Source organism: Dokdonia sp. 4H-3-7-5, assembly GCF_000212355.1.
In the GTDB taxonomy this organism is placed as follows: Bacteria; Bacteroidota; Bacteroidia; order Flavobacteriales; family Flavobacteriaceae; genus Dokdonia.
On the sequence record NC_015496.1, the window covers coordinates 849,806 to 866,165 of the forward strand.

15 protein-coding genes and 1 riboswitch are annotated in these 16,360 nt (G+C 36.1%); of the genes, 6 read left to right on the forward strand and 9 right to left on the reverse strand.

The window, feature by feature from the left end; all coding sequences use genetic code 11:
• Nucleotides 1-31: 31 nt before the first annotated feature.
• Entirely contained in the window at nucleotides 32-1,324 is a 1,293-nt protein-coding gene (locus KRODI_RS03775) for an O-acetylhomoserine aminocarboxypropyltransferase/cysteine synthase family protein (protein WP_013750246.1), read from the reverse strand.
• Between the two features lie 179 nt (nucleotides 1,325-1,503).
• Nucleotides 1,504-1,625, reverse strand: a riboswitch (SAM riboswitch).
• A gap of 439 nt (nucleotides 1,626-2,064) precedes the next feature.
• Here KRODI_RS03775 and metK point away from each other — a divergent pair.
• Nucleotides 2,065-3,318: a methionine adenosyltransferase gene (metK, locus tag KRODI_RS03780; RefSeq protein WP_013750247.1), complete on the forward strand. Its 1,254-nt coding sequence runs from the start codon at nucleotides 2,065-2,067 to the stop codon at nucleotides 3,316-3,318.
• 284 nt (nucleotides 3,319-3,602) lie between these two features.
• On the opposite strand, the gene KRODI_RS03785 is transcribed toward metK, so the two are convergent.
• From KRODI_RS03785 to KRODI_RS03805, 5 genes are all read right to left on the reverse strand, one after another.
• A complete protein-coding gene (locus KRODI_RS03785; protein WP_013750248.1) occupies nucleotides 3,603-4,145 on the reverse strand; it encodes a CIA30 family protein in 543 nt (180 codons plus the stop codon).
• A gap of 96 nt (nucleotides 4,146-4,241) precedes the next feature.
• Nucleotides 4,242-6,980, reverse strand: a complete 2,739-nt coding sequence (locus tag KRODI_RS03790; protein ID WP_013750249.1) for a TonB-dependent receptor — start codon at nucleotides 6,978-6,980, stop codon at nucleotides 4,242-4,244.
• 165 nt (nucleotides 6,981-7,145) lie between these two features.
• Nucleotides 7,146-8,054 (reverse strand): GLPGLI family protein, encoded by a 909-nt coding sequence (locus KRODI_RS03795; RefSeq protein WP_013750250.1) that lies wholly within the window; start codon nucleotides 8,052-8,054, stop codon nucleotides 7,146-7,148.
• A gap of 82 nt (nucleotides 8,055-8,136) precedes the next feature.
• Nucleotides 8,137-8,976, reverse strand: a complete 840-nt coding sequence (locus KRODI_RS03800; protein WP_013750251.1) for a GLPGLI family protein — start codon at nucleotides 8,974-8,976, stop codon at nucleotides 8,137-8,139.
• 23 nt (nucleotides 8,977-8,999) lie between these two features.
• Nucleotides 9,000-9,491, reverse strand: coding sequence for a hypothetical protein (locus tag KRODI_RS03805; RefSeq protein WP_013750252.1), 492 nt, complete (start codon nucleotides 9,489-9,491; stop codon nucleotides 9,000-9,002).
• A gap of 133 nt (nucleotides 9,492-9,624) precedes the next feature.
• On the opposite strand from KRODI_RS03805, the gene KRODI_RS03810 reads away from it, so the two are divergent.
• Nucleotides 9,625-11,289, forward strand: coding sequence for a sensor histidine kinase (locus KRODI_RS03810; RefSeq protein ID WP_013750253.1), 1,665 nt, complete (start codon nucleotides 9,625-9,627; stop codon nucleotides 11,287-11,289).
• Nucleotides 11,282-11,959 (forward strand): response regulator transcription factor, encoded by a 678-nt coding sequence (locus KRODI_RS03815; protein WP_041295788.1) that lies wholly within the window; start codon nucleotides 11,282-11,284, stop codon nucleotides 11,957-11,959. Before KRODI_RS03810 ends, KRODI_RS03815 begins: the two co-directional genes overlap by 8 nt.
• On the opposite strand, the gene KRODI_RS03820 is transcribed toward KRODI_RS03815, so the two are convergent.
• Nucleotides 11,956-12,345: a group III truncated hemoglobin gene (locus KRODI_RS03820; protein ID WP_013750255.1), complete on the reverse strand. Its 390-nt coding sequence runs from the start codon at nucleotides 12,343-12,345 to the stop codon at nucleotides 11,956-11,958. The two genes, KRODI_RS03815 and KRODI_RS03820, sit on opposite strands and share 4 nt — an antisense overlap.
• Nucleotides 12,346-12,422: 77 nt before the next feature.
• Between KRODI_RS03820 and KRODI_RS03825 the strand changes: the two genes are divergently transcribed.
• The 3 genes from KRODI_RS03825 (at nucleotide 12,423) to KRODI_RS03835 (ending at nucleotide 14,451) form a co-directional block, all read left to right on the forward strand.
• Nucleotides 12,423-13,184 carry a hypothetical protein gene (locus KRODI_RS03825; RefSeq protein WP_148235981.1) on the forward strand — a complete coding sequence of 254 codons (762 nt, stop codon included), beginning with the start codon at nucleotides 12,423-12,425 and terminating at the stop codon, nucleotides 13,182-13,184.
• A gap of 1 nt (nucleotide 13,185) precedes the next feature.
• Nucleotides 13,186-13,800 (forward strand): deoxynucleoside kinase, encoded by a 615-nt coding sequence (locus KRODI_RS03830; protein ID WP_013750257.1) that lies wholly within the window; start codon nucleotides 13,186-13,188, stop codon nucleotides 13,798-13,800.
• Nucleotides 13,801-13,932: 132 nt separating this feature from the next.
• A complete protein-coding gene (locus KRODI_RS03835; protein WP_013750258.1) occupies nucleotides 13,933-14,451 on the forward strand; it encodes a hypothetical protein in 519 nt (172 codons plus the stop codon).
• Nucleotides 14,452-14,516: 65 nt separating this feature from the next.
• Here KRODI_RS03835 and KRODI_RS03840 read toward each other — a convergent pair whose 3' ends face one another.
• Nucleotides 14,517-15,524 (reverse strand): App1 family protein, encoded by a 1,008-nt coding sequence (locus tag KRODI_RS03840; RefSeq protein ID WP_013750259.1) that lies wholly within the window; start codon nucleotides 15,522-15,524, stop codon nucleotides 14,517-14,519.
• Nucleotides 15,525-15,670: 146 nt separating this feature from the next.
• Nucleotides 15,671-16,201 (reverse strand): peroxiredoxin-like family protein, encoded by a 531-nt coding sequence (locus tag KRODI_RS03845; RefSeq protein WP_013750260.1) that lies wholly within the window; start codon nucleotides 16,199-16,201, stop codon nucleotides 15,671-15,673.
• Between the last annotated feature and the right edge of the window lie 159 nt (nucleotides 16,202-16,360).

The window sequence follows — 16,360 nt, forward strand, 5'->3', positions numbered from 1 at the left end:
ACTCCCGCACTAATTAATTAACTAAGATTAATTACACTAAGACGTTTTTATCTACTCGCGCAAATGCTGCTACGAGATCTTCTTTTAAATCTGCTATATCCTCAAGACCTACAGAAAGACGTATTAAATCTTTAGTCACGCCTGTGCTTACTTGATCCTCATCACTAAGCTGTTGATGGGTTGTACTTGCAGGGTGAATTATGAGCGATTTACTATCTCCTATATTTGCTAGCAGTGAGAAAAGTTTAGTTTCATTTGAAATTGTTTTTGCACTCTCAAAACCTCCTTTTACACCAAAGGTCACAATCCCACTCTGTCCTTTAGGCAAGTATTGTTTTGCAAGGTCGTTGTACTTACTAGAAGCAAGACCTGGATAGTTTACCCATGCCACCTCATCACGAGTTTGTAACCACTCTGCAAGTTCAAGCGCATTTTTTGAATGTTTCTGCAACCTAAGTTCTAGTGTTTCTAAACCTTGTAAGATTTGGAATGCATTAAATGGACTCAAAGCGGCACCATGATCACGCAATCCTTCTATACGCACCTTAGCAATAAACGATGCTTCCTTAATCACATCCCAGTAAACTAGGCCATGATATCCTGCGGAAGGCTCTGTAAATTCTGGAAATTTACCGTTACTCCAGTCAAATTTACCTGCATCTATAATAACTCCGCCTAGTGCGGTACCATTACCATTTATGTATTTTGTAAGAGAGTGAATCACGATATCTGCACCGTGCTCGAATGGGTTGAGTAGCGCTGGTGTTGCTACGGTGTTATCTACAATGAAAGGGACTTTGTGCGCTTTCGCGAAAGCGGAAATACCTTTTAAATCTAATACATCAAGCTTAGGATTACCTAATGACTCTACAAAGAAAGCTCTCGTATTTTCCTGGGCTGCTTTCTCAAAATTTTTAGGATCTGAAGGATCTACAAATGTTGTTGTAATCCCAAAGCGAGGTAATGTCACACTGAGAAGATTCCATGTGCCTCCGTAAAGACTACTAGAAGCTACAATGTGATCTCCCTGCTTTAGTAACGTAAGTAAAGTCGTGTTAATGGCCGCAGTTCCTGAGGCGGTCACGACAGCTGCTAGTCCGCCCTCTATGTCTGTAAGGCGCTTTTCCAGCACATCATTTGTTGGATTATTGAGACGTGTGTAAATAAAACCTGGCTCAGACAGGTTAAATAGGTTTGCTGCATGGTCTGCATCTTTAAAAACATAAGCCGTGCTCTGGTAGATAGGCACCGCTCGAGTTCCTCCATTTGCTGCATAATCGTGTCCTGCGTGCAACGCTTTGGTTGCTAATTTTTGTGTACTCATTTTTCTCTTTTTTGTCCCAGTACTACTAGGATTAATTTTAGCCATTCACTTCGTGTGAACGGATTAAAAACAAAAGCCAAATATTTCCAATACGAACCCTTATCTCAAGGTCGAGGAAATGTTTAAAGAAAAATATTATAAGAAAAAACATAAGCGCATACCCGTGAGGTACTTGCTCGATGTTATCTATCCTCAAGTTTCGGTAATGAGCGATTCTTGGGTAGAATGTAGCACCTTCTTTCTAAGTGAAAGGGTTGCTAAGGCTTCATAGGGTCATTCCCTCAGCCTTTCTTGATAACATTTATTCTGTTCATTAATGCGCTTTCGCGAAAATCTGAACTGTCATTGAACTTTGTGAGCACAAATATTGTAAAAACAAATCTACAAAAACAAACTTTTTAGAATTTTTTTCTAAAAAGTTTTATTAAAACCACTATTTCAGTAAAATATTCAGCTTAAATTATTTTTACAGTATAATATTCTAATCTAGGTTATGAGAGCTTTAAATTTGCTCTTCAAATTTTCACAAAACAATAACATAACCCTACTAAATTGGTAGGATAATGGATTGTTTATATTATTAAAGTTTCTTTACCTTTGTGCCAAAATTACGAGGACAGATTTGACTGCTTGCAACCTCAATAAAAAATGGCTAAAATCAAACGTAAGACTTTAACGTTTCTTATGTTATGTTTCTACCCAGCATACGTCAAATCTACTTCTTGACAAAAAATTAAAAAATGGCTTACTTATTTACCTCAGAATCTGTTTCTGAAGGACACCCAGATAAAGTTGCAGATCAGATTTCTGATGCACTTATTGATAATTTTCTCGCTTTTGATCCGCAATCTAAAGTTGCTTGCGAGACCCTAGTTACCACTGGACAAGTAGTACTTGCTGGTGAAGTACGATCTAGTGCTTATTTAGATGTTCAAAAAATCGCTCGTGAAACCATTAACAAAATAGGTTATACGAAAGGTGAATACATGTTTGACGGAAACTCTTGTGGTGTATTATCTGCCATACACGAGCAGTCTGACGATATTAATCGTGGTGTAGATCGCGATACTAAGGAAGAGCAAGGAGCAGGAGATCAAGGAATGATGTTTGGCTACGCTACTAAGGAGACAGAAAACTTTATGCCACTGGCACTTGAGCTTTCTCATAAGTTGCTTATTGAACTAGGTAACCTACGTCGTGAAGATGACGAGATTACTTATTTACGCCCAGACGCAAAAGCGCAGGTGACTATAGAGTATAGTGATGAAAACGTACCTCAACGTATTGACGCTATTGTAGTTTCTACACAGCATGATGATTTTGATGAAGACGAAGCAATGCTAGGTCGCATACGTGGAGATATTCAAGATATTTTAATACCTCGCGTAGTAGGTTTATTACCAGAAAATATTGCAAACCTTTTTAATGATGATATTAAGTATCACATTAACCCTACTGGGAAGTTTGTAATAGGTGGACCTCACGGAGATACTGGTCTTACAGGTCGTAAGATTATTGTAGATACTTATGGTGGTAAAGGAGCTCACGGAGGTGGTGCTTTTTCTGGAAAAGATCCATCAAAAGTAGATCGCTCTGCTGCCTATGCAACACGTCACATTGCAAAAAATCTTGTTGCTGCAGGAGTTGCAGATGAAATTCTTGTTCAAGTTTCTTATGCTATTGGTGTTGTAGAGCCTATGGGCATCTTTGTAGACACATACGGTACTTCTAAAGTAAACTTATCTGATGGTGAGATTGCAAAGAAAGTTACTGTACTATTTGACATGAGACCAGCTGCTATTGAAAGCAGGTTAAAGCTACGTTCTCCTATGTATAGCGAGACTGCCGCTTACGGACACATGGGACGTACAAACGAAGTAGTTACAAAAACCTTCAAGAGCTTTGACGGTAAAGAAAAGAATATCGAAGTAGAATTATTTACTTGGGAAAAACTTGATTATGTAGAGAAAGTAAAAGAAGCTTTCAACCTATAGTTGACTTATATGTTTAAAAAAGGGAGCCTAATGGCTCCCTTTTTTGTTTTTGTGTTTTCATAATAGCGATGCGTTAGATTTATTATCACTCGCATGCGCTCACTGTTATGAGATTTCTCGACAGGCTCGAAATGACAAATGACATTCAATTACAATTACCCAGCATTCCCACTATTATCTGATTTATCGGCAGGCTCGAAATGACGACTGATTTCCAATTACAATTACTTAGTCTTCTCACTGTTATGTGATTTCTCGACAAGCTCGAAATGACTTAGATGTAATTACTCGAATACGATTTTATCTACTTCAATCTCAAAATCTGTAGCAGCTTTTGTATTTGAGATCAGTCCGAGGCGAATGATTGATGCTAGGTCATCTTTGTCTGGGTGACCTTCCAAAGGTTCACCAAGTCTATATGTTCCAAAATCTGAAAGATTGTAAGTGACAGTTTTCCACTCACCTTCTGTTATCGGCAAATTGATTCTATAATTCGGTCTCCAGAATCTTTTGTACTTATTGAGCGTAAGTGCAAAGTCTTGCCCTGTAGATTTATATCGCACAGTTACTTTGGTATATGGCGATAAGTCATAAGATTGATACGGAGTTCTCAAGGATGCAAAACCTCCATTATTCTCAAGACTTACGCTTCCGCGAAAGATGATACTTTCTGCAGATTGCTCCACCTCGCCTGTAGATAATCCTCCCATAACACCGTCCAGAACGACGAACCAGTCATCACAATTATCACAAGAGGTTCCAAAATTAAAAGAGAGTGTTGTCGTGTTCATAGTAGTTGTGATCAGTAAGGCTAAGAGATATTTCATAGCTTTTTTCTTTAAAGTTACGCTTTCGCGAAAGCTTAATCCTTCAATTTAAAAGACTTTTAACGAGCTAGATAGCCACAAGCCTTAGCATACTCGTTATAAATTATACTTCACCGTAAACATTGCGATTCTAGGTTGCACAAAATACTCTGTATTTGAGATTGTAAAATCATTTACATTGTTACTTGAAATGGTGTCCACATTCAAGAGATTTGTAGCCTGTATACGGAACTCCCACTGACTATCTGGCTTCTGGTAATACAAGTTTGCTTCTAGAAAAGAATACATATTATCAATCTCTGTACTATCATCATTATCATCATAATTATAAAGACTCCAGTCTGCACCTAATGTAAAGCCTTTACCGAAATTCCACTCTGCGTTTGCAAAAGGTCTGTTTGTAAAGAAGGTTCTATCTGTCACACCATTATCAGAGTTTGTGCTTGTAAAGTTGTAACCTATTTCAAAATTTGGCGCTTCTTTAAAATTTGTCTCTGCACTTGCTCTATAATTCTGTGTTAGGTTTTTTGTGTTTCTATCTTCACCGTTGATAATGTTATTAAGATCACTATAGCTTCCATTTGCACTCACGTTAAGTTTCCACTTCTTAAAACGTTTTGAGAAACGTGCGTTAGCACTTAATGTCTCATCTGCAAAGTTTGTGTTGTTTACTGGACTAGCTACTTGGTTTATCCCTACAAATGACCCAGAAGTCTTTATAGGATCTACTCTGCGAGAATAATTTACTCCTCCAAAGAGACTCGTAAAGTTGAACATGCTAAAGCTAAAGTAATTGATACTTGCATTGTGATAGATAGCATTTTCTATCTCTCTGTTACCACGATATAAACTATTGTAGTTATTAAATAATAAGCCTTCGGCAAAATTATTTACGTCTGTATACTGCGCTGTCATCTGGTAGTTTACTCGTAAACTTTTCCCTTGAGAGAAATCTAATACCGTAAATAAGTCTGGCAGTAGTCTCACATCACTATCTTCTGTTGTTGTGCCTAGTTGCTCACTCTTTGTAGTATAATTATGTAATGTCAATCCTGGAGTAATTGTAAAAATTCCCGTTTTAAGTTTATAGTGAAGTCCTACAAACACATCACTAAAGTTAAATGCAACATCGTTACCTATAATAGTACCATCTAGTGTCTCGGTAAGATCATCTACCGTTCCTGTTTCTAAAATTTGAAATAGATTAGAATTAAAGTCTTGGCGACTTAAGGTTGTTCCTGCAGTAATATTAATGTTACTCTTTTTATTAAGGATGTAATAGTAATCTAATTTTGCGTCTAGCTTATTGGTTTTGATATTTTTGTTTTGATTGATATCAAAAAGACCATTTGCACCAGGCATAAAATCGATAGCGCTTATTTCATTTGTCATATCTGCTGGGTCAGGCGCTGTAAATGGCTCTTGAGAAAGCGTAGCATTATAAAACGGATCTTCATCTTGATACAAATGCTGGATAGTCCCTGAGAATATGTTGTTCTCATCAAGTGTGTAGTACAGATTTACATTCTGATTGATAGAAAATGGTTCATTCTCCTTGTCTTGATCTACCACATCTTCTTGTACAGCTCCATCTCGTGTTACGATACTAGTACCGTCTGAAAATTCTGTTTGCTTGGACTTTTTTACGAGCACATCATAATCAAACTGCAAGTTTGCGTTAGGCTTATATACAGAACTCAGTTTTGCCATACCTAACTGATTGCGCTGATCTGTACTCTCATTGAAACCTTGTGTAAATCCCTGATTGATAAATGTATTTAGCGAGTTATTTACAAAGTTTGTCTTGTTATCTGAAAGTAACGCAAGACCGCTTATATCCCATTTCGGGTTAATCGTATATGTAAAGTTGGCCGCTGCAAAACCCGTTTCAATCTCGTTTGCACGATTATTTTGAGTGGTAAGAAAACCTAGACCACCATCACTTACATTAAAAGAAGTCCCACCTCGCTGATTAAAATTTCTAAAACCTCCGGTAAAATTAAAGTAGTCTCTAAACGTAAATGGAACCTCTCCTGTATTATTAAAATCTGTTATAATATTAATACTCCCTTTAGGGCTATAGTAAAATAGTTTTGCTTTACCTAAATATCTAAACTTCTCTCCATCACCAGCACCTGCTGTAAGATCTCCAAACCAGAAATTTGTTTTACCTTCCTTAAGACGTATATTAATCGCGACGTTATCTTGATCATTACCTAGACCTCGCATTTGAGAGACCTCATTATAGTTTTTAAGAACCTCAACCTTTTTAAGTGCATCTGCAGGGATATTTTTTGTAGCAAGTTTAGAGTCTCCATCAAAAAAATCTTTACCCTCAATCATCACCTTAGAGACAACCTTTCCTTCTACCTCTATCTGTCCATCATCATTAACCTCTATCCCTGGTAACTTTTTGAGTACATCACCTAGCTTTTTCTCATTTCCATTTGTAAAACTATCCGTGTTATAAACAATAGTATCACCTTTAATGGTAACAGGCATCTCATATACCAACTCCACATTATCTAACTGATTAGGATCTTCCTTTAACGTAAAGTCTTTAGTAATATCTTGGGCATCTTGAGCAACGTTTATTTCTTCATTTACAGATTGCAATCCCAAGTAACTCACTTTAATATCATAGGTGATCCCTGTAGTAAGGTCAAGGCGGTAGCGTCCTGATGCATCGGTAATACCATAAGATTCTAATGTACCTTCGGCTTTATTTGTAGCGATGATATTTGCTAATTCAAGTGGCGACCCTATTGAATCTTTTACAACGCCTCTAAGCGTTATAGACTGGGCAAAGAGCGTCAAGGGTAATGCGAGAAGCATTACCAAAATTATTTTTTTTAGTATCATTTGGATTGGTTGGATTAGTCACACCTGTTATCAAAAGATATAAGGTATGATCATTATATTGATTGATGTTATTGTTTGCTCGCTTTCATATTTTGATAAGCTTTTTATAATTTCATTAAAATGAAAGTCTACGTAATTTTAAAAACGTCTTCCTCCTTGCTGCCCTCTTCTATTACCTCCGCCAAAACGTTCTGCCATTTCTTTTGCTTTTTCTTCAACGATGACTTGGTATTCTTCCCTGCTCACTTCTTTCCCTTTTACAGGAGGCTCGATAGCAATAGGCTCCTTAGGATTAAGTACCACTTTTGTACAAAGGATAGTCGTATTGTTTGTGCTAAGCTCTAAAATGAGTCCTGGTAAACCACCAAACTCATCTGGTCCGTGACTCGCAGGGATCATAGGTGTGTACCAAGCAACTATAGTTTCTGTCTTAGGTTCCTCTTCTGCTATTTCAATGTCGCTTGTTGTACTAGCAGTAGCTGTACTATCTTCTTTTTTCTCACGATCTCTCTGCCCTTGTCTCGCTCCTCTTCCCATGCGACTCCACATGTTCTGCTCGATATTTCTAGTCGCTACCGCTTTAAAAACTGGATATTGCCCTATTACTTTACTCTCTTTTACGAGTTCCCAGTTTAAATTGTTTAAGGTGTCTTTTACTAAGAAAATCTTACCCATCATATCATTTTCACGAGCATAATCATTTGATGCACGGTTAGAGTAAATCCCTCCTTGAGTAAATCCTCCTCCAAAACCACGTCCACCTCCACCTTGTCCAGGTGCTTGAAGTTGTTCTTCCTCCTTATAGTAAGACTCGTCTTTATTAAAGCTCAGTGTATATTCCTTTTCTAAAAAGCTTTTCATGCGCTCTGCAATCTGTTTTTTACGAGCTTCTGTTAGTTGTTGCCCACCACGATTAAAGCGCGACATATCTATCGTAGTCTTGGTTTGGTAAGTTGCAACACCTTCTATTTTCTGTGCTTGAACGGCTGTACTTATTGTAAGCGTTACAAACGCAACACACAACCACTGAGATATTTTAAGAGTCATATTTCTAATTATTTATACTTTAGACTTTTAAAGTACCGCATAGTTTGAAAGGTATTCAAATTTTAAGAAAATTTTAAGAACTCTAGTTGCGTATGATTTCTGTGGTTGTAAACACACGACTACCATTCTTTCCTCTTTTACCTCCTTGACGCTCCATCATTTCGTCCATTTTTTCTTCTTGAATCTTATTAAATTCATCTTTGGTAACCTCTTTACCTTTTTCTGGCAGTACTATTTGCACTCCCTTTTTTGGGTTCAAAACTACTTTTGTACACATAAGTGAGAATTTACCATCACTCACTTCTAGTATTAAGCCAGGTAATCCCCAGTACTCATCCGGGCCATGATTTACAGGTATATCTAGTGTGTACCATGCAGTGATTGTTCTAGTCTTAGTCACAGACTCCTCCTCCTCTCCTGTCTCTTCATTAAAAGATGGCTGCTCATACTCTTCAGAGATAGTAGCTTTAAAACAAGTGTATACTCCTATGTTTTTCACCTCCTTTTCTAGAACCCATTCTGGTTTTTTGGGAGAATCTTTTATTAAAAAAAGTTTCCCCATAATTTCACTTTCTTTTAAAAGGAGGTTTTCTGCAAGATTGCGATATGTCACTCCTTTATCTCCGGTCACAGTAATGCTTATTCCATTTGAAGAAGGTGTAGGTACAGCAAGACTTTCTTCTTGTTGATATGAAGACTCTTTACCTTTAAAAGTGAGTATATACTCCTTCTGGAATTGCTTTCTTAATTGTTCTTCTATTTCTTTTTGCATTTCTGACGAAACATTTTTTGCCTTGTTTTCGTCTAGCTTTAGATCGATAGACCGTTGTGATTGATAGGTTGCTACACCACTTAATTGCTGTGAGTTTGCTTTCGCGAAAGCGCACATACATATAATTACCGTTATGATTGTTGTTTTCATCCTTATTTGATGTTTAATCTTTATTAATTTTTTAAATCACTTGAATGTTTGAGCTTTTTTAAAGCGGCTGCTAGCTCTTTTAACTTTGAACTTTCTTGAAGTGTAGTGACAAAGCTGCGTAAATTTTCTTTCAAACTTTCAAATTCTGGGATCTGGAGATCTTTAAAATTTTCAAGCGTAATCGTATCTTTTATGTGTATATGGTAAGAAACTTCAGGTTGATGCGTGCTGTCTTTAAATCTTCTTAATACACGCTTAAAATTGTCTGTAGTATCTTTTATTTTGTATGTGGTAGATACATTACTCTTGTAATGCTTGAGACTGTCCTTGTGAAAAAGAATATCTTCTTCTCCTATCTGTTTTAAACTTTTTACAAGCAACTTAAGTGAGCTACCCTCCTGTCTCTTTTCTGAAACAGTCAGAGTACTATCTTTTAAATTTATTGTGTTTTGAGCCGAAGTCACAGTAGCGACTAAAATAAAACAAATTGCAATAACCGTTTTCATAGATTTCATAATAGATTGATTTTAAAATGTTTGTTTATTGAACAGTACAAATATGGAGAAGATCATCGGCTATTTGAGTTAACAACCGTTAACGAGTGTTAACCGATTTGTTTTAAAGTTCCTTATAAAGCATCTTTGAATTATGAAATCAAATAGATACACTTATATCATTTATTCAATAGCCACTGTTATTTTCATAACTCTTGCTATACAGATCTATTGGAACTATAAAAATTATGAGTCTGGAAAAGAACAACTTAAAAGAGAAGTACAATTATCTCTCAATCAAGCAGTAGATGCTTACTACGAGGAAGTAGCTATTAGAAATACTTTAGGTTTATATAGTTCAGATGACACCCCAGACACTGACGGTATTAGAACTGGTATTTCCTCTTGGATAAAAAGCCTTGATACCATTAACAAACGTGTAACAGGTATCACAATAAATGACACCTCAAATGCAAATGGCTTTTTATCGATTCAAGGAGCCAGTCCTCATCAAATTGATAGTATCATAAATAAATCTAAATTAAAAGTTGAGGAGCGTTTTTCAAAAACCCTAGAGAAAGTTTCCCCTAATTCTTCTAGAAGAACGTCGTGGAAAATCACTGGTGATAATCAAGAGGTCGTTGATTCTTTATACAATAGAATCGAGCAAAACGTCTTAAGAAATAACAAGAAAAAAGGAGAAGGTGATCAAAAAGCCTTAGACTCAATCATTAGAGACACAACTCGTTTAAGTGCTCTTACAGATCTTACGACAAAAATTATTGTCTCTTTTAAAGATGATCAAATAGATGTAAAAAGACTTGACACCATTGTTGTAAATCAACTCAAAGCTATCGGTATTGATAGGAAAGCACATAGCCTTACCTACTCCCCAAAAGGGGATACTATAACTAAAGTAATCCCTGGATCACCAAAATATGTAGACCCAACTTATCAACTCAATGTTATCGCTACATCAAAACTTCTGCCATCAGAGAGTATTTTATCCGTTGGTTTTAATGATGTTACGTCCATTATCCTGAAACGTAACCTGTTAGGGATTTTACTCTCCTTTGTGTTAATGGTTGCAGTTATATCCTCACTGTTATACCTACTCAAAATTATACGAGAACAAAAACAACTCGCCGAGATTAAAAATGATTTTATAAGCAATATCACCCACGAATTTAAAACACCTATAGCCACTATAAGCGCAGCTATTGAAGGCATACAGCATTTTAACAAAGAAAACGACAAAGAAAAAACAGAGAAATACCTTGCCATGTCTACCACACAGCTAGGTAAACTTAATACCATGGTGGAACGCATTCTAGACACCGCAACATTAGACAAAGAAGATTTATCGTTGAAAAAAGAGCGTTGCAACCTAGTGGAAGTGCTTGAACATTTGATTAAAAAATATAAAGAAATTGCACCTGAGATTCCTATAACACTTAAAAGTTCAACATCTTCAATATGGGCTACGGTAGATGTTTTTCATCTAGAAAATGCTATTGATAATCTAGTAGATAATGCCACTAAATACGGTAAACCACCAGTAACCATAGCAATAAGTAATACAAATAGTAACATCCACTTGTCGATTACAGATACAGGAAAAGCACTTACAAAAGATCAAGCATCTCAATTATTTGAAAAGTTTTACCGCGTGCCCAAAGGAAATACTCATGATGTAAAAGGTTTTGGGATAGGACTATACTACACCAAAACTATTATTGAAAAACATAATGGTTCCATAGAGGTGTCTACTGTTCCACAAACTTCATTTAAAATTACAATTCCAAATGGTAATGACTAAACCTTATATCTTACTCGCAGAAGATGAGCCAGCACTTGGACTCATTGTAAAAGAAAGTCTGGAGAGTCGTGGCTTTAATGTAACACTCTGCACAGATGGTGTTCAAGCGATAAATCAATACCAACTTAAAAAGCCTGACATCTTAGTGCTCGATGTGATGATGCCTAAAAAGGATGGGTTTACTGTGGCAAAGGAGGTTCGTGAACAAGATGATGAGATTCCTATAATATTTCTCACTGCAAAGTCTCAAACAGCAGATGTGGTTGAGGGGTTTAGTATAGGCGGTAATGATTATCTCAAAAAACCTTTCAGCGTAGAAGAGCTTATTGTAAGAATTCAGAATTTACTACAACGTAAAACATTGCAACAAAAGGCTGAGGCTATTACCATCGGTAGTTATATTTTTGATTTCACAAGGCAAGAATTACGCTTTCGCGGAAGCGTACAAAAGTTAACCCATAGAGAGGCTCATTTACTATTTCATCTTCATAAAAATCGTAATGCCGTTCTAGACCGATCACTTATTCTTAAGAAATTATGGGGTGATGATGACTTCTTTTCTGCAAGAAGCATGGACGTCTTTATATCAAAACTTAGAAAAAAACTAAAGGACGACGCTACTATAGAAATCGTAAACGTACGTGGATACGGCTATAAGCTCATCTGCTAGTGTGAAGGCTTTGCTTGAAACATATTTACTAGAAAAAAGGTGCCAATCTTACGAGCTCTAAACTTTGCCATCTCTGCCAGTTCGCCCTCATATAGCTCATCTACCGTTTGTACCCAGTGATTAAGCCACACACCAAAGTGTTGCTCATTTATAGTGTAGCCTTCATCCCTATCTACACGTTTGTGCGTTTGTAAAGGTCTTCCCGTAAAAATCTTTTTAAAGAATAAATTGCCCTCCCAGAAATCTGTGAGATGCTCAAAGTGGTGTGGCCAGTCTGTAATGTGTTTATTAAAAATAGGTCCCAAATAAACATCACTACGTATCCGACCATAAAAAGTGGTTACAAGTGTATATACATCTTCTCTATTTTCAATATCCTTTTTCACCTTACAAAGGTATTAACTATAACGGCTAGATTTTTGTACTTTGCTCATTAATGCATAAACTGATTAACATATTACTTTTGCTTGCCACCATCACGGTAACTAGCCAGAATTACACCTTAGAAAAGATTAATGAGGTGACACTCGATACTGATGCCTTTATAGGTGTTGATCCTTTTAATGCGCTGTACCATATCAAAAATGATGTTTTATATAAAGATGATGTTAATGAAGGTTATCAATTTACAGCACTACAGCTAGGTGCTATCACTTCGGTTGATATTCTTAATCCTCTTAAAATAAGTGTGTTTTATGAAGCTACAAATACCGCAGTAATACTAGACAATACATTGAGTGAGATTACCCGCATTAATTTTTCTGCCATAGATGACTTTAGAAACATAAGTCATGTTGCGACAAATGGTGATAGACGTTTATGGGTATTTAATACAGACCTACAACAACTTGAGATTTTTGACTGGAATACAAATCAAATAACCACACAATTTCCACCTATGCCAGTGAACGCTATAACGGTAGCAACTAATTATAATTTTGTATGGGTAGGAAATGAAACTGGGTTATTTCATTATAATAACTATGGAAGTTTTTTAAGTAAAAAAGACTTTAATGACATTACACTCATTTCCCAAAGTGACGGTGCTCTTATCTTGCTCTCACAGGGTAAATTACACTATAAGCCAAAAGAATCTAATGAATTTATAGCATTGAAAACTCCAGATTTTACCATAAAACAACTTTCGTTGAATGGCGAAATCCTGTATCTTTACATCGGTCAAAAGTTAGCTGCTTTCCGACTAAAACTTCCTAAAAAACCTTAACATGCACATTGCAATTGCCGGTAACATCGGAGCAGGTAAAACTACCTTAACTAAACTTTTATCTAAACATTTTAAATGGACTCCGCAATATGAGGATGTAGTGGATAATCCATATCTAGATGATTTTTATAATGAGATGGAACGCTGGTCTTTCAATCTTCAGATTTACTTTTTAAATAGCCGTTTTAGACAATTGCTAGACATAAAAGATAGTAACAAAACGATTATTCAAGATCGTACTATTTATGAAGATGCATTCATCTTTGCTCCTAACCTTCATGCGATGGGTCTTCTTACTAATCGTGATTACAACAACTACAAGTCTCTATTTGACTTGATGGAAAGTGTGGTAGATGCACCAGACTTGATGATTTATTTACGTAGCTCTATTCCTAACCTAGTATCACAAATACATAAGAGAGGGAGAGATTATGAAAATTCTATATCTATAGATTACTTAAGTCGTCTTAATGAACGATATGAGGCCTGGATACATGGTTATAAAAAAGGGAAGCTTCTCATTATCGACGTAGATAATATTAACTTTGTAGATAATCCTGAAGACTTAGGAGATATTATTAATAGAATAGATGCCGAGTTAAACGGTCTTTTCTAGAGTTAAAACAACATTACTACTTGCTTAATTTCAGTTATTTACACATAGAAATGTATTTCTATACATCTGTAAAATGCTTTTCTAATTGAATTAAATAGCCTAGTTTTGCGCCTTGAAAAACTAACAAATATTATGAAAAATCTTAAATTTATTTTAATCCTTGCTATTTCCGTAATGGCTATTTCTTGTGGTAATGATGATGACGGTACACCAGCGGGACCTACATTAACTCCAGCACTTCTTGAAGGAACATATACCTTCACATTTTTTGAAAGTGAGGAGGTAATAGAACAGCAAGTAACAGGAGGGACGGCTACGACAACTATCACTGAGGTAGGTGACACCTTTGGATCATCAAACATCGTTTTTAACGCAAACGGAACTTATAGTACTAACTTCCAATACCGTTTAACAACAACTACTCAACTAGAAAACAACGACCCAGTAGAAGAAACTGAAATAATTGTCGATTCTGATACAGGCAGTTATACTGTAAACGATGCAGAACAAACAATAACTTTTGACGGTGATAGCACAGGTGATGTGACTTTATTTAACAATAGCCAATTGAGAATAGAATTTATGGATGTAGACGTAAGTACAGATAGAACATCTACAACAAATCAAGAATTACGTTTTGAAAGACAGTAGTCACAAAGCAATTTAACAACACACAAAAACGGCTACTTTATGTAAAGTAGTCGTTTTTTTTTCTATTATTTTATAAGCCCTATGGACCTTGCATGCTCCTCTGCAAAAGCACTTTTTTCTACTAGTACCGCAGTAGTAGTCTCATACTGACTCAAAACACTCTTAACTCTAAGCACCTTTTTCTTGTGCTTTACACTACGCAAATACACAGCTATTATTTGTTCTGGGTATTCTTTAGCCACTTCTAGATAAATATCTACATCGTGCTCTCCACTATCTCCTATAAGTACAAACTTAAGATTAGGATATGCATTTAATATATTTCTAATCTCATGCTGTTTATGAGGCTTTTCTGGTTTTGGCGTTTTTTCAAAAGGACCACGTAGATCTCTCAATAAAATAGGGCCTTTGGGGAATTTTTGATTTCTTACAAACGACTCGAGATAACTATATAAATTCCACGGACTGTTACTCACGTAAAACATAGGATTTGCATCTTGTCCAGATTTCCCTCTATGTAATTTTCTATAGAGTTCTGGTGCTCCCTCCAGCGAAGTGCGCTTCCCTACATTTTTAAAAAACGTATTTATAATAACCCTCCATTTTAATAAAGAGGCAACACCAGTGTGTAAGATAGTGTCATCTATATCGCTTATCACCCCATAAGAGGCTGTCTCTGCTGGAATAAGCATCTCAATAGGAAATCTGTTCTCTCCTAGCACAGTAATTCCCTTTTGGACATCATCAAAACTTATCACCATTTGTAGCCAGCCTTCATCATTTGCTATTACTCCTAGCCCATCAACCTTTTCATCAATTTTAAAATATCCTTCGGTATCTGTAATGGTATAAAATGACCTATTGTCTGGCAGTGTCACCTTTAACTTTGTATGTCGTAACTCATCACTATCAAATTGCTTGTAAGCATTTTTTAGAGTAGAGAGAAAGCTTGTTTTCTTAAGATCTACCCCCTCATGCTCAAGCGCTCTACCTATTAAATACAAGTGATTTGATGATCCGTAAGATTGGTATCCGTCTATCTGTATGGGATCAGACTTTGATGAAAAAAACATAGTTTGTGGTTTTTTATAAAATTACGCTTTCGTACTTCGGCAGGCTCAGCATAAACTTCAGCACACTGAAAGCGTAAACTTAAACAATACAAAAAAAAAGGCGTACACATAAGATGGTACGCCTTTTAATATTTTAGGTATGGATTTTACTTTGCTGCTGTAATATCTTTTACCTCCCCTCTTGCAGGATAATCTTTTTTCATAATAAAATCAATCCCCCCTAGAAGGTCATCAAATTGCGGTCTTGCAAATGGCATAGACTGCACTGATGAAAAGAAAAGTGTTCCGTCTGGCTTGATTAGAAATAGTCCAGGCTCTGTAAAGTAATCTGGTTCCTTATCTGAAACTGCTTTAGAAATATACAATCCGTACTCTCTAGCTTTTTCTAGTGATAAGTTATATCCAATAGGCAGTGATGGAACGTCCCAATCTTTCCCAGCTATTTTTGCACGCTTTTCTGTATCTCCACTTATGGCAATTACATTTATTCCTCGCTCCGTAAATTTATCTAATTGTGACGCCAGATCCTCAAGCTGTGCTTTACACACTGGACAGTGTAATCCTCTATAAAAAATAATGAGTGTAAAATTTTCGGCATTCTGCTCACTTAATTTCCAATTTGTATCATTTATTAAAGGCACTTCTAGTGAAGGTACTTTAGTCTTAGGTAATATCATAATCTTGTTTTTTATAAAAATACCCGAGATGAAGGTTAAAGTATATTAATATGACAATAAAGGTTTGTTAAGAAATTATATTACACACACTATTATACCTCCATACCAATTAGTTATAAAAAAGCGAGCCTAATTGGCTCGCTTTAGTTTTGAATTGCC